The organism is Natronorubrum texcoconense (genome assembly GCF_900100335.1).
GTDB lineage: Archaea > Halobacteriota > Halobacteria > Halobacteriales > Natrialbaceae > Natronorubrum > Natronorubrum texcoconense.
Map to the genome: position 1 here is coordinate 213946 of NZ_FNFE01000004.1, position 14214 is coordinate 228159.

Consider the following 14214-nt stretch of genomic DNA (forward strand, 5'->3'; position numbering starts at 1 on the left):
GTCTCACATCTCCCTCTGGTTCGATACGGGTCGTTCATTCGTCGCAATCGCTCGACGGTAGCGTAAACGAGAACGTCGATCCCTCACCGGGTTCGGACTCCAGTTCAATCTCGCCGCCGTGACGTTCGACGATGCGTTGACAGAGCGCGAGTCCGATACCCGTACCCGAGTGTTCCTCGTGCGTGTGTAGTCGCTCGAACACCTCGAAGACGCGCTCCTGGTCGCTAGGCTCGATCCCAATCCCTTGGTCGTGAACTGAAATGGTCCAGTCATCGCCATCGCGTTCAGCGGCGATGTCGACCCGTGGCGGCCGGTCGCCGCTGTACTCGATCGCATTGCTCAAGAGGTTCTGGAAGACCTGGCGCAACTGCCCGGCGTCGCCCACGACACGCGGAAGATCCTCGATTGTTATCTCGGCATCGCTCTCCGCAATCCGCATCTGCAGATCCGAACGAACGGCTTCGAGGACGTCGTTCAAGTCGACTGGCTCGAACGGATCACCCTGCGTTTCGACCCGCGAATACGCGAGCAATCCTTCGATCATCTTGCGCATTCGATCGGCACCGTCGATGGCGAACTCGAGGAACTCCTCGCCATCCTCGTCGAACGCATCTCCGTATCGTCGGTCGATCAACTGGAGATAACTCGAGACCATCCGAAGGGGTTCCTGGAGGTCGTGGCTGGCGGCGTACGCGAACTGTTCGAGTCGTTTGTTCGATTCTTGAAGTCGTTCGTTTGATTTCTCGAGGTCGGTTATCAGCTGTTCGAGCTCCCGCTGGTACCGGTGGCGCTCGATGGCCTCGGCGAGGATGGTGGCGACGCTCCTGACGAAGGTAACGTCCTGGTCGGTGAACTCCCGACGGTCGGTATCGTGCGTTCCGAGGATTCCCCACGCCTCGTCGAACGGTCCGATAATGGTGCTGATTCCGCTGCGGACATCGTGGCTTCGCAGCAACTCGGGGCCGCTGAACCGCGTTTCGGTCTCGAGATCCTCGACGACGATCGGGTGATTGTTCGCCAAGGTGTACGCAGCCTGCGAGTCCGCTTCGACGGAGGACACCGTTGCTTCACCGACGATGCCCTCCTGCCAACCCACGCCCTGACGTAACACCAGTTCCCGTTCGTCGGTATCGAGATCGAGTACCTTGCAGTAGTCGTTGTCGAGCACGTCCGCAACCTGCCGGGCTGCCTCGTGCATCAATTCGTCAAGATCGTCGGTTTCGAGCGCGTACTGTCCGAGGTCGGCGACGGCCTGTTGCTGACGAGCGCGCTGTTCGAGCGCGCGTTCGCGCTCTTTGCGCTCGGTGATGTCGTTCTGAACGGCGACGAACCGATCGATTTCGCCGTCGTCGTCGGTTACCGGCGCGATCGTCTGCTCGGCGTGGTACAGTTCGCCGTCTTTTCGTTGATCGGTGATCTCTTCATCCCACACGTCGCCGGCTCGAACCGTCTCCCAGAGAGTTTCGTAGTAGGAATCGTCGTGTTCGTCCGACCTGAGGATGCTGGGCGTCTTCCCGACCGCTTCCGCAACTGTGTACCCGGTCGTCTCTTCGAACGCCGAGTTGACGTACGTAATCTCCCCATCGATGTCGGTCATATAGATCGCGTGGCCCGACTCCTCGACCGCTTGCTCGAACCGTGTCAGCGCCCGTTCGCGCTCTTTGCGCTCAGAGATATCGCGGACAACACCCGTGCGACCGATCGATCCGTCTTCGAGTTCGTACGGCCCGAACCGGCCCTCGACTGGGATCGTCTCCCCGTCGGCGGTTTCGAGGTCGAACTCGATCGACGCGTACTCCCTCTTTTCCTCGACGATCTCCACTTTCAACTCCTCGGCGCGCTTGTCGACCGTCTCGTCGTGGATGAGCGTGACGTGTTCTCCCAGCAATTCGTCGTGGTCGTAGCCAGCCATCTCGCAGAACGCCTCGTTGACCATCACGAACCGGCCGTCGGCGTCGAGCGTCGCGACACCGTCCCAGATCGTCTCGATCGTCTGCTCGTACCGCTCGAGTTCTCGTTCGCGCTCTTTGCGCTCGGTGATATCGGTAAAGTAGACCGAAAGCCCGGTCTCGGAGGGATAGACGTTCACTTCGGCCCAGATACCCAGCGGTTCCGAGTGACGTTCAAACGAAATCGCCTTCTGGGTTTCCATCGCGTCGGTGTAGTGGTTGTAGAGATCCGATCCGACAGCCTCCGGAAACACGTCCCACAAGATCTTCCCGCATAATTCGTCTTCCGGGTAGCCGAGGAGTTCTTCTGCATTGGCATTGACGTGGGTGAAACGGTACTCTTCGTCGAGCGTGTAGAACGCGTCGGAGAATCGATCAAAAACCCGCTGTAGTTCGTGTTCGAGCTCCTGCTTGCGCCGATGCCGGTCGGTCATATCACGCGTGACCTTCAGGTAGCCGCGGTGCGTTCCATCGTCGCCCCAAATCGCGGTGATCGTCACGTTCGCCCAGAACTGACTGCCATCGTTTCTAATCCGCCACCCTTCGTCTTCGACGGATCCGTTTTCGGTCGCCTGTTTCAGATTCCGTTCGGGAATACCCGCGGCTCGATCCTCCTCAGTATAAAAGGTCGAGAAGTGTTCGCCGAGGATCTCCTCGCGGTCGTAGCCTTTGATCGCTCTTGCCCCGTTGTTCCAACTGATGACCTGGCCATCCCGGTCGAGCCGAAAGATCGCGTACTCTTCGACGGCGCCGACCAGCGACTGAAATCGCTCTTCGCTCTCGTGGCGAGCGTCTTCTGATTGTTTTCGGTCGGTGATATCGTAGTACAGTTCGATCCGACCGCCGGCGTACCGTCCCGATTCGATCGGTTTGCTCTGGTGTTCGAGCCAGCGTGGCTCCCGGGTTTCGCCTGCAGTGACGCGACACTCGAACGTCTCGAAATGGCGGTTCTCTTCGTAGGTCGCCCGAACCTTCTCCGCGAATCGATCTGGATCGTCGAATCGGTGCTTGATCGTTTTGTCGAGTACCGTTCGTTTGTCCTGTCCGACGAGGTCGTCGCGCTCGAGGCCGAGGTACTTCCCGATGGTCTCGTCGGCCCACGCGATCGTGAACTCTTCGTCCAGCACGAAGACGCCGATATTGGCCTCGTCGAGCACGTTCGTGACCGAGTCGACCGACGACTGTGCCGACTGGAGTGATTCTTGGCGTAGCGTTTTTTCGGAGATGTCTCGGGTAACGCCGATCGTCCCCTGGAACTCCCCCGCCTCGATCAGCACGTTGAGTCGCAGTTCACAGGGAACCACACTGCCATCGGCAGCTTGGACATCGAGTTCGAAAGTAGCGATGTCCCCGTTTTCTGCTTCGATCCGGCTTCGGATTTCACGTTCGGTGCGTTCGATGTCGTGATCGGTGAGAACGAGCGAGACGTGCTCGCCGAGGAGGTCGTCGCGTGAATATCCCGTCGTCTCGACGATCACGTCGTTGACCGCGACGAACCGTCCGTCCGAATCGAGTTGATACACGCCGTCGTCGATCGTGTTGACGAGTGTCCGATATCGGTGGAGCGCCACGTCGTCGTCGACGTCACCCCAGATTGCCCCGTCGGAGGGGCCCGCTCGAGTACTCATTATCGCTCGAAGATCATTGATCAAGTTAAAACAATCGCTGCTTACGAACTACACGAGCTGGCGTCCTTGTTCGGAGGTCACACGTGGGCTCAGCGTCCAATTCACGGACGCCTCATTACGGCAGCACTCTGGTAAAAACATACGTCAAAGGCAGAAAAGAACCTTCGGAGAGCATCACACGTTCCACTTGTCACCCTCCTGAACTGACTCGACAACATCGGTTATCGAGGTTCCACTACCCTGTACTAGTGGGTTTACCCAGCGTAAGACTCTGTATCGGCAGGTCCAATTTTCGCTAGCGCGGCGCGCGCTCTGCTCACCGCGTAAGTACCCGGCCTTAGGGGCACGTGATGGACCGTTCGAGCAGCGTGGAGCAAGCCTACTGGCCGTCAGTGGAGTCTTTGGGGAAATCTTCGCTGGAATTACTGATACGCTCGTTCACGATTTCGAGTTGCTCCTCGAGGTCGGCGATCCGGCACTCCTGAACGAGCAGCATCGAAATGAGGTGCGTAGTCGTCGGATCGGTGTGGTTCTGAATCCAACCAGCGTCGGCAAAGTTCCGCGCCTGGACGAATAGCCGCCCGAAGTGATCGTCGGCGATGTAGACGCCGCTTCCATCGGGACCGAGCGGAATGTCTTCCCCGTGGAGATCAACCTACGGGTGCTGGTCCATCTCCTCGGGACGCGCGCGTTTGACGTGCGTCCGCCCACAGCCCGAACAGATTGCGTCGACGGGAATGCGGACGTGACCGGCGGCCGCGCTCGCCAACTCCGCCTCGAGATCGCGATCGGCGGCGGCGCTCACCGTGAATCACCATCCTTGCGTTCAGTACCCGGCAGAAGTGTGCGACATCTGTATGATGTAAGGACGCTTTCGAGAGATGAACCACACGCATAGTTGGGGCCAGAACTGAAGAGCGATCGATTCTTTATTCCAGAGGAATTGATAGCTTCTCTTTGCTCCGAGTGTGATGGATTGGGAGAACAGGTTGCTAAATACGTTTCTGACAAAGGGGCAATAACTGACTTCGAGTGTACAGAATGTGGCCATGAATGGTCGCTTCCACTATGACCTGACTGCGTCCAGTTTTCGATCTGTCTCTTTTTGGAGCGTTCAGTACCGATCGAAGCGTTATCGCCGTCAGTTCGAACCTCTCGCTTCTCGAGCGCACAGCGAACGTCGGCATCGGTCGCTTGATGGGCTGGATGGGCTATGGGCGTCCGACTCTCGACGAGGTACAGCTGACTCGCCCGGACGAACTCAGACATCGGCCTCACCTCCGTGGTGACCGACGGCCGTCTCCGGATCGGGAATGCTGACGGTAACGCCAGCTGCGGACCCGCGGGTCAGTCGGCGGTACGAGTTACGCTCTCCGCAACGATGGGTGCGATCGTTGTTGTCACCGTAAACGCGGCAGAATCGACCCGAAACGTACGCTCCGCAGTGTTTGCACGTCGAGGTGTCGACCGACGGCCACGGTGCGATCGTCACGCCGACCACCTCCAGAAAGCGGCCGCTACGTGATGTGAGAACGAGGGCCGTGAAGCAGCAAAACGCGCCGCTTCACTGTTATACAGTATGGGATCGCCCGGATTTGCACCAACGGAAGACGCTCGCTCTCGTTCCACTCGAGCGCTGCGACTTCCGAGGTTCAAACCGCGCTCTTTCAGATTCCTGCTGCTCGCGAGTTTGCTCGCAGCAGGAAGTATGGGATCGCCCGGATTTGAACCGGGGTCACGGGCACCCAAGGCCCGAAGTATACCAAGCTAACCCACGATCCCGTACCTCCCTCTTACTGGTGCACTGCATAAAGGGTTTCGTTACGCACCGAACGGTTTTACCGGTCGAGGTGATACCGCCGAGCACATGACTGGTCTCGAAATCCTCCTCCTCGTCCTCGTTCTCGTGGGTGTACTCCTCGCCGCGACGATCGTTCGTGCGATCAGCCCGTTCATCGTCAACGCGGTCGTCGGCTTGCTCGTCTTGTTCCTCGCTAACGCAGTGTTCGCGCTCCCCATCGCCGTGACACCGGTCGTCCTCCTGATCGTCGCCCTGGGTGGGGTCCTCGGTGCGATCGCCGTGATCGTACTCGCACTGTTCGGCGTCGCGTTCGTTCCCTAAAACGAGACTCCCACGCGTCAGCGACTCTCCGTCGGTCCTGTCGCGTCGTCACTTCTCCAGAATTCGAGCGATGTCTTCGTCCGTCGCCTCGGCCGTCGGCGTCGGCTCGAACTCGATCGTCCCTGCCGCGCCGTCGTTCCACTCCGCGAGCAGGTCCGCGACCTCCTCGTCGGTCGCCTCCGGGAGCGAGTCTTCGGCGTCCTCGTCGGCGACGACGGCATCGAAGATCGTTCCGAACGTGGAGACGACGCGATCCTCGTGACGCGTCGGATCGAAGTGAAAGTGCGCGGAAGCGTCGACGCTCGCGAGTCGGGTTGTGAGCACGTGCGTAAACTGAAACACCCGCTTGGGAGCGGAACTGCACAGGAGCGCGTCGAGCGAGTCGAAACAGACCGTGATCCGCTCGTCCGACTCCTCCCAGTGTTTACAGAATCGACTGATCGCGACGCCGATCTCTCCGAGATCGGTCGGATCGCAGACGGAGTCGACGACGACGGTGTCGGTGAAGTCGGGATCCACGTCGCCGGTGCTGTGTAACAGGTCGCCGACCCGAAGCAGTCCGACCGTTCCGTCCACATCGTCAGCGTTCGGCTCCGTCGGCTGGTCGTCGCCGAACGTCACGCTGAGTTCGGCCGTGGGGTCGTGCTCGTGACGGAGTGCGGCGCAGGCGTCGGACTCGCCGCGGGTCGCGTGTACGAGTAAGACGTTGGCCGGCGGTTCGATCTCGGCGGGTGGTTCGGGCTCCATTGATTTCGTCGGGGTGATCCCCGTGCTGATAGCTGCATTGGCACTCTCGTTCTTTACCGTTCCGGCCGCTGATACGTTCCTCAAAAGGGTTCCGGCCGGCGTCGCGTGGGTGTGACTCTCGGGCGTGATTGGACGAACCGAATTGTCTCAGTGGTAGACTCGAGGCCGCTTACAGATCGTCGTCGCGAAGCTCGAGGTCGGCGACGAGTTCGTAGGGGTGGGCGTCCTTCCGAATGCCGTCGAGCAGCGCGAACGCGTCGCCGGGGTCGAGGAAGTGTCTCGTGATGACGCGGCCCAGCGGCGTGGGTTCGAAGCCGTCGATGAAGTCGTACTGCAGGAGCTTTCCGATGGCGTGTTTCGTCGGGATATCCCCGATCATGCGGTCGTTGAGCGCCTTTGCGGCTTTCCCGCCGACCGTGATGTTCGCGAGCGTCTCCTCGACGGCTGCGCCCTCGTCGTAGTGGGTCATCACCGACTCCATGTCCCCCTTCAACAACTTGAACGCGACCTCGTCCTCGCTCATCTCCATCGAGTTGTGGTAGGCGCAGTCGGGTTCGACGAGGACGTACACCGTCCCCTTGTCGTGATAATCCGGCCGACCCGCGCGGCCGAGCATCTGGTGGAACTCCTGGACCGAGAGCCACTCGATCCCCATCGCCAGCGAGTCGAAGATGACCTGCGAGGCCGGGAAGTCGACCCCCGCGGCCAGCGCAGCCGTCGTGACGACCGCGGACAACTCCTGTTCGCCGAACTGGCGTTCGACTTGTTTCCGCTTCCGGTAGTCCAGCCCCGCGTGGTACGGCGCGGCGGAGTAGTCCAGCTTTCGCGAGATCTCGTGACACCGTCGCCGGGAGTTCGTGAAGATGATCGTCTGCCCGCGATACCCCTTCGAGGACTCGGTATCGAACGCGCGCTTGACGAGTTTGTTCTCGATGCGGACCTTCTCCTGGCCGTCGGCGAACGTGACGTGGCGCTCGATCGGGACCGGCCGCTCCTCGAACTCGATGAGTTTCGCCTCGAGCGCCGTCGCCAACTGCTCGGGGTTGCCGACGGTCGCGGAGAGGTAGACCCACTGTGCACCCTCGTACTCCTCGCGGCGTTTCGCCCGCTGCTCGCAGGTGTACTTCAACCGCGAGATGAGCCCGTCCAGTCGGTGGCCCCGTTCTTCCTCTTTGAGCGTGTGCACCTCGTCGATGACGACGGTCCCGATGTCGCCCATCTCCTTGCCCGTCCGCAGCGCGTGGTCGATCCCCTCGTAGGTGCCGACGATGACGTCGGCGTTGGGATCGAACTGGTTGCCGTTGTCCGAAATCCGACTCGCGCCCACGCGAATCGAGACGTCGACAAGGTGGCCGTACTCGTCCTGAAAGTCCTCGTACTTCTGGTTCGCGAGTGCCACGAGCGGGACGAGAAACAGCATCTTCCCCTTCCCCTCGAGCACGCGGTCGATCCCGGTCATCTCGCCGACGAGCGTCTTTCCGGTCGCCGTCGCCGAAACCACCATCTGATCGTCACCGTCGAGCAGCCCGTGATCCACCGCGAGGCTCTGGACGGGCAACAGCGTCTCGAACCGGTCCTCGAGCAGGTTCTGGACGCCGGGATGCAGATTCATCGAGTCCACCCGGACGGGGTCGACCTCGTCGGTCGTCGCCGAGATGGTATCGAACTTCGTCAGATCGGGGTCGAGTTGCCCCTTCAGCAGGTTGACGATCCGTTCTAAGTCCTGAACCTCCATCATGAGGTCCTCGAGGCGGTCTTTCGCCGCCCCCGTCACCTCGCCGCCGCCGGCGTAGCTCAGCTGGCGTTCGAGTTGCTGCCGTGCGCAGTCCTTGCAGATCCAGTCGTTGTCGTCCTTGATCGCAGTGTCCGTCGTGATCGGCGAGTAGCGGCCCGCGGAGGCGCAGTACCGACAGGTACGGACGGTCTTGGTCTTGTCCTCGAGCTGGTAGCCGCCGAACATCTCGGTGAGCTCCTGACGACCCGTCCGCGAGGTCTGTTCCGAAATACGGATCCGCTTCGCTCGGCGGGCGAGTTCGACGAACTCGTCGGGCTGGCGGGGCTCCTCGCTCGAGCCGTCTTTCAGTCGGAACTTCGCGGGGCGGGGGCCGGCCGAGGTTTCGGACAGCCCGAGTTTCGCCCGGAACAGCCGCTGTCCGTCACGTTCGACGACGACGAGATAGTCGTTGCCGATCTCGTGACAAAAGATCGTCTCGACCTCCTGGACCTGCTTCGACACGACAACAGATAGTCGCGTGGCGTACTTGAGCGATTCGGACTTTCTGTGTCGCCTGATAACGAGTCACAACGCACTGTCTCGAATCACTGGTACTCCGCCGAGAGACGCTTCGATCCGCTCGATCTGCGGCTCACTTCACTTGTACGAGACTTCACTACTCGGGAGAAGACGTCACTGCTCGAGACGAGACACCAGTTCCGCACGCGACCGCGTCCGCGCCTCCCCGACTCCGCGTCTCCGCGCGGCCGGCGACGTGCCGGCCGCCCTCCGACAGCCGTTTGGCGGCTGTGAGGGCTGTTGGACGAGAGCGGCTGGACGACCGGCTGCGGTTCACTCCCCGACGGGATGGTGGGGCATGATCGTCGGCCCTTCCTCGCCGTAGCCGACGGTGGCGACGACGCCGAACACTTCCTCGAGTAGTTCGTCGGTGACGACCTCGTCCGGCGGGCCCCAGTCGTAGACGGAGCCGTCCCGGAGCGCGACGAGGTTGTCGGCGTAGCGGGCGGCCTGGGAGATGTCGTGGAGGACGACGCCGACCGTGACGCCGCGTTCCTCGTTGATCGTTCGAACGACCTGCATCACCCGAAGCTGGTGGTGGAGATCGAGGTAGGTCGTCGGCTCGTCGAGCAGGAGGACGTCGGTCTCCTGGGCGAGCACCATCGCGATCCAGACGAGTTGTTTCTGGCCGCCGCTCAGGGTACCGACGTTCTCGTCGCGCAGGTGGTCGACGCCCGCGAGGTCGATCGCCCGTTCGACGGCCGCCTCGTCGTCCGCGCCGACGGTATCGAAGAAGCCTCTGTGGGGGTACCGCCCGTAGTAGATCAGCTCTTCGGCGCTCATACTGCCCGGGGACTCGTGCTCCTGGGAGAGCAAGCCCACGCGGCGGGCGAAGGCCTTGGAGTCGAAGCCGTCGATGTCGTCGCCGTCGAGGAGGACGACGCCGTCGTCGGGGGCGTGCTGGCGGGCCAGCGCCTTCAGCAGCGTCGACTTTCCGCTGCCGTTCGGACCGACCAGGGCCGTCACCTCGCCCGCAGGAAGGTCGAGTCGGTCGACCTCGACGACCGGCTCCTCGGTCGAGGGGTAGCCGATGGCGAGCTCTTCGCCGACGAGTCGGCTCGAGCCGTCCGCGTCTGCGTCGGCGTCGGTCGGCGGTGGCCGGCGCTCGAGATCGGTTTCGGCTGTCTCGCTGTCGGATCGCGTTTCGGACGGGGATTCGAGGGAGTGTTCGTTGCTCATAGGTCACCGAGTTGGTCGCGTTTTCACAGCAGATCGCGGCAGTACGAGCCTCCGATCAGCACCGTCGAGATGCCGACGGAAGCCGGTTCGGGCTGTCGAACAGGACCAGCATACCGGGTCGGGCGCCGACGTCGGCCGACGCCAACAGCGCGGAACTGACGAAGCTGCAGCCGATCGTCAGCCGCTGATAGTCGCTGCCGACGATCGTGCTGGACCACGTGGGGGACGACGAGGCCGACGAAGCCGCTGATGCCGATCGCGCCGCCACCGTACCCGCGGCTCTCGTTCGACGACGGGACGTCCCCGCTCATCTCACTCCCCGTCCCGGACGATCTCGGCGACTCGGTCGCGGTCGAAGAGTTCCCCATCGAACTGATCGGGGTAGCACTCGAGTGCGGTCCGTTCGGTGACGAACAGGTTGTAGATCGGTCCCTGGTAGATCGGACCGCCGCGGAAGACCTGTTCGTTTTCGACGGCGGTGAGGTCGCTCGCGACGCTGTGATCCGCCATATACTCGAGGACGGTCTCTTCGAACTCTTCGCGGCTTTTGTCCTCGTGGCCGCGCAGGAAGATCGCGTCCGGATCGACGTCGAGAATCGCCTCGTAGTCGATCGTGCCCCGGTCGCTCGTGCTCAGGCCGCCGATGCCGGTTCCCTCGAGCGCGTCGCCGATCTCGAGGTCGCGATAGTGTTTGTTGCCGGCACCCTCGTCGCTGATGCGATAGGGAGAGAACTCCTCGGGTTCGTTCGACCCCTCGAAGACCAACAGGCCGTCGGGTCGGTCGTCCTCGTCCGGCAGCGAGGCATCGATTTCCGCGAGCAGTTCGTCGTGCACCGTCGAAAACGCCTCGTAGCGATCCTCGCGGCCGAACACCTGTGCGACTTTCTCGAAGGCCTCGTACAGCGTGTAGTACTCGTAGTCGTGCCACTCGTCGGTCCGTCTGAAGATCGTGTTCCCGACGAACGGGGCGACGTATTCCTCGATCTCGCTTACGTCGTCGGCGTCGAGTCCGAACGCGGCGTTGTGTTCGAGCCAGTTCGGGTCGACCAGGTGGACGTCGACGTCGAGTTCGTAGAACAGTTCCTTGTCGACGCCGTCGTTCCACAGCGGCGTCGGCTCCGCGGGGTAGGGGATGTCGAGTTCGTCGTAGTAGTGAGTGTGGAACCGGTACGGTTCGCCCACGGCTTGCAGCCCGTCACCGACGCCGAGTGCGACGCCCATGTCGGCGTAGTCGCTCTCGTAGGCGAGCCAGGTTTCCGGGACCGAATCGAACTCGACGGTACCGACCGGCTCCATCGTCACGGCGGTCGATCCGTCGTCGGAATCGTCGCCACCTTCATTATCGTCCCCAGTTCCGCTAACGCAGCCAGCGAGTAGTCCGACCGTCGCCGTTCCCGTCGCGAGAACGGTTCGTCGAGTTGCTGTCGGTTCCATACATTTTAGGCTCACCTAATTGTTGAAAAGCCCATCGTTTTAGGGCTACCTAAATCAAGGGGCGACTATCGCGATCGAACGGTCTCGAGACGGCCGGAACCTGGATTGGTCGAACCGAACGGTCCGTGAAATCTACAGCAACCCGTACAGCGGAACGACGGCGAACCACGCGATGTAGCCCAGCGAGACGGCCATCAGCACGTCGATGCGCTGGGCGCCCGCCGCCTCGTCCAGTCGCCCGCGAATCAGCCAGCATATCCCCAGCGCGTGGGGGACGGAGAGGACGATCGCCGGCCCGTACGCGTCGGGAACCAGTCCCAGGAGGTGCCAGCCGACTGCGGTCAGCGCGGCCAGTAGTGACGTTCCCATCGCGACCGCGCCGGCGCCGCCGATCCCGAACCGGACGGCGATCGTTCGCTTGCCTGCGGCTCGATCGGCCGCGTAGTCGGGTACCCCCGCGAGCGTGATCGAGGGGAGAACGGCTACCAGGAACGGGACGCCGAGCAGCCACGGCTCCGGCTCTCGCCACGTGCCGCCGAGGACGAGGAACCCGATCAGCAGCACGCCGATACTGTGGGTCCAGGCGACGGTCACCTCGCCGAGCGTTCGATACGACAGTTCCAGCGGCGGGGCGGTGTAACCGAGCGCCAGCACCGCGAGCGCGGCCACCGCGCTCGCCGTCGCGGCCGTCGAGCCGGCGCTGGCCGCCACCGTGGCAGCACCGAACACCGCCGCGAGTACGAGCGTTACGCCGATCCCAGTCCGAAGCTCGCGAACCGATAGCGCGTCGTCGACCAGCACCTGCGACCCGCCCGTGAACGGCCCGGCGAACGCGTTCTGCCGGTCGGTCTCGTAGTCGTAGTGCTCGTTACTCAACACCGTCGCCGCCTCGAGGAAGCACAGAAAGCCCAACCCCAGCCAGTACGCGGTCGAACTGAAGACGTCGCTCGAGCCGACCGCGGCCAGCGCACCGATCGTGTAGGCGAGCCACGCCATCGGGTAGAACTGGAGACGGAGCGCGCCCAGCCAGGTCTTGGCTTTGCGCGTCGTTCGCGCCGTTCGGGACTCCGGGCCCGTTACCAGCGTTCGTCCCCGCTCTCTGGCCTGTTCGAGCCAGCCTTCCCGTTCCTCGAGCGTCGAGGACTCGATCGGACCCAGTTCCGTCACCCGCGTGGTCCGCACGCCGGCGTAGCCCAGCGTGGCGCGTTTGACGGCGTTGGTCCCCGGCTGACGGTAGATATACGTGTAGACCCACGGAGGCATATCCATCGTGACGATCAACTCGGCCGTCTTGTCGTCGAGCAACTCGGCGTGGCCCGCACCCTCGCCCTCGTCGTACTCCGCGAACGCGAAGCCGGGTTCGAAGACGCGGTCGAAAAAGCCCTTGAGCCGCGCGGGCATCGTCCCCCACCAGTTCGGGTAGACGAAGGCGAGGTGGTCCGCCCACCCGATCAGTCGTTGGGCCGCCCGAAGGTCGTCTTCGAGGTGCTGGTCGGTCGGGCTCTCGGCGTGGACGTCGGGGTCGAACTCGAGGTCGGCGACAGCGAGTTCGCGGACGTCGACGCCGGCCTCTTCGGCCCCCTCGCGATAGGCGTCCGCCAGCGCGCCACAGAAGCTCTCGGTCCGGGGATGGCCCAGAATACAGAGGACGTTCACTGCGTTGCCGGCGATTCAACGATCCGAGGGATATAGTTGATTCGCGGCTGCTGCCAGTGAAACCGTATCCGTCGTCGAGTCGCCGTCGCTCACTCGACCAGTTCGATCGCGTCGTCGCCGTTCGGCACGGCACAGATAAACGCGCCCCGCTCGTCGCCCTCGTTTCGGTACCAGTGGACGGTCCCGCCGGGAATGAGCAGCGAATCGCCCGCGCTGACCTCGTATTCTTCCTCTCCGATGCCCACCGTGTACTCGCCTTCGAGGACGTACTGCTCGTGTTCGACTTCGTTCGTGTGTTCGGGCACCTCTGCGCCGGCCTCGAGGACGAACCGTCGGATCGCGAAGTTGGGCGCGCCGTGGTCGTCGCTGATAAGGACGCCCTTCTCGAGACCGTCGGCGGCGCTGACGGGTTCGTACTCGATCTCGTCACGTCGGCGGATCGTCGGCTCGGGGTCGGTTGTCGATTCGGTCATACCAGTCAGTGGGCGCTGAAGCCACTAAACGTTCACCGGGTTCGCTATCGCCGGAGAGCGCCGTCGCTCGTCGGTGTAAAATACAGTTCTGAAGTGCCGATACCTCCGCGAATTCCGATTTACAGGCGCTCGACGTTCGTCGCGCGCGGGCCCTTGGGGGCCTGCTCGATGTCGAACTCGAGCTCCTGTCCTTCCTCAAGGTCCGGGCCGCCGATGTCTTCCATGTGGAAGAACACGTCGTCGTCCGCGTCCTCAGTCTCGATGAATCCGTAGCCGCCAGTGTCGTTGAAGAAATCAACGGTTCCTTTCGCCATTGCTTCTAAAGAGAGTGCCCCGATACGCATAAAGCCTGCGACTCGATTCATCTCGCCGTTCCGGTCCGATAACGGGCATTGGAGGGTCTCCCGTCCAATCCCCGCCGTTTCGTTAGAGTTCGTTTCGCCCCTCGAGTCGGTGGACCGTCACGGAGACGAAAAACACCAGCATGAACAGGAAAAAGCCGACGACGAGCCCGCCGAGTTCGGTCGCGCCGATACCGCCCGGGGTGACCATCGCGAGCACTGCCAGCGCCAGGATGAAGACGAGAATCGTAAAGACGCCGACGGCGTAGTAAAAGCCGGTGTCCGACTCGAGGTACTCCCGCATAGGGTGACGTTTCATCGCAGCCGGCAAAACGCTACCGGCAGCGGGCCGCTCGAGTCCGGCTCGACGCGACAAAACTCGATATTTGGCG

The 14214-nt window shown here is 62.5% G+C and carries 13 protein-coding genes and 1 tRNA gene; 1 reads left to right on the forward strand and 13 read right to left on the reverse strand.

All coding sequences use genetic code 11. The annotated features are described in order from the left end of the window. Window positions 1-34 precede the first annotated feature (34 nt). The 4 genes from BLT08_RS13805 to BLT08_RS13820 all read right to left on the reverse strand — a co-directional run bounded on the left by BLT08_RS13805 (window position 35) and on the right by BLT08_RS13820 (window position 5359). Complete coding sequence (locus tag BLT08_RS13805) at window positions 35-3577, reverse strand: PAS domain-containing sensor histidine kinase (RefSeq protein WP_090308416.1); 3543 nt, start codon at window positions 3575-3577, stop codon at window positions 35-37. Between the two features lie 655 nt (window positions 3578-4232). Then, a complete protein-coding gene (locus BLT08_RS23055) occupies window positions 4233-4382 on the reverse strand; it encodes a hypothetical protein (RefSeq protein ID WP_175529311.1) in 150 nt (49 codons plus the stop codon). A gap of 456 nt (window positions 4383-4838) precedes the next feature. Next, complete coding sequence (locus BLT08_RS23395; protein WP_090308419.1) at window positions 4839-5078, reverse strand: DUF7563 family protein; 240 nt, start codon at window positions 5076-5078, stop codon at window positions 4839-4841. 208 nt (window positions 5079-5286) lie between these two features. Next, window positions 5287-5359, reverse strand: a tRNA-Pro gene (locus BLT08_RS13820). Window positions 5360-5444: 85 nt separating this feature from the next. Between BLT08_RS13820 and BLT08_RS13825 the strand changes: the two genes are divergently transcribed. Next, a complete protein-coding gene (locus BLT08_RS13825) occupies window positions 5445-5699 on the forward strand; it encodes a pro-sigmaK processing inhibitor BofA family protein (RefSeq protein WP_090308422.1) in 255 nt (84 codons plus the stop codon). Between the two features lie 48 nt (window positions 5700-5747). On the opposite strand, the gene BLT08_RS13830 is transcribed toward BLT08_RS13825, so the two are convergent. From BLT08_RS13830 to BLT08_RS13870, 9 genes are all read right to left on the reverse strand, one after another. Continuing rightward, window positions 5748-6446, reverse strand: a complete 699-nt coding sequence (locus tag BLT08_RS13830) for a DUF7504 family protein (RefSeq protein WP_090308424.1) — start codon at window positions 6444-6446, stop codon at window positions 5748-5750. Between the two features lie 169 nt (window positions 6447-6615). Next, window positions 6616-8682, reverse strand: a complete 2067-nt coding sequence (locus tag BLT08_RS13835; RefSeq protein WP_090308427.1) for a DEAD/DEAH box helicase — start codon at window positions 8680-8682, stop codon at window positions 6616-6618. Window positions 8683-9012: 330 nt separating this feature from the next. Continuing rightward, window positions 9013-9918, reverse strand: coding sequence for an ABC transporter ATP-binding protein (locus BLT08_RS13840; protein ID WP_090308430.1), 906 nt, complete (start codon window positions 9916-9918; stop codon window positions 9013-9015). A 23-nt stretch (window positions 9919-9941) separates the two neighbouring features. Then, a complete protein-coding gene (locus BLT08_RS13845; RefSeq protein ID WP_090308432.1) occupies window positions 9942-10229 on the reverse strand; it encodes a hypothetical protein in 288 nt (95 codons plus the stop codon). Between the two features lies 1 nt (window position 10230). Beyond that, window positions 10231-11352: an ABC transporter substrate-binding protein gene (locus BLT08_RS13850; protein WP_090308435.1), complete on the reverse strand. Its 1122-nt coding sequence runs from the start codon at window positions 11350-11352 to the stop codon at window positions 10231-10233. A gap of 132 nt (window positions 11353-11484) precedes the next feature. After that, on the reverse strand, window positions 11485-13008 hold the full coding sequence (locus BLT08_RS13855; RefSeq protein WP_090308438.1) for an NAD(P)H-dependent oxidoreductase: 1524 nt from the start codon (window positions 13006-13008) through the stop codon (window positions 11485-11487). Window positions 13009-13097: 89 nt separating this feature from the next. Next, window positions 13098-13481: a cupin domain-containing protein gene (locus BLT08_RS13860; RefSeq protein ID WP_090308441.1), complete on the reverse strand. Its 384-nt coding sequence runs from the start codon at window positions 13479-13481 to the stop codon at window positions 13098-13100. Between the two features lie 119 nt (window positions 13482-13600). Continuing rightward, complete coding sequence (locus tag BLT08_RS13865; RefSeq protein ID WP_005554588.1) at window positions 13601-13795, reverse strand: cold-shock protein; 195 nt, start codon at window positions 13793-13795, stop codon at window positions 13601-13603. 112 nt (window positions 13796-13907) lie between these two features. Further along, window positions 13908-14126, reverse strand: a complete 219-nt coding sequence (locus tag BLT08_RS13870) for a hypothetical protein (RefSeq protein ID WP_090308445.1) — start codon at window positions 14124-14126, stop codon at window positions 13908-13910. Between the last annotated feature and the right edge of the window lie 88 nt (window positions 14127-14214).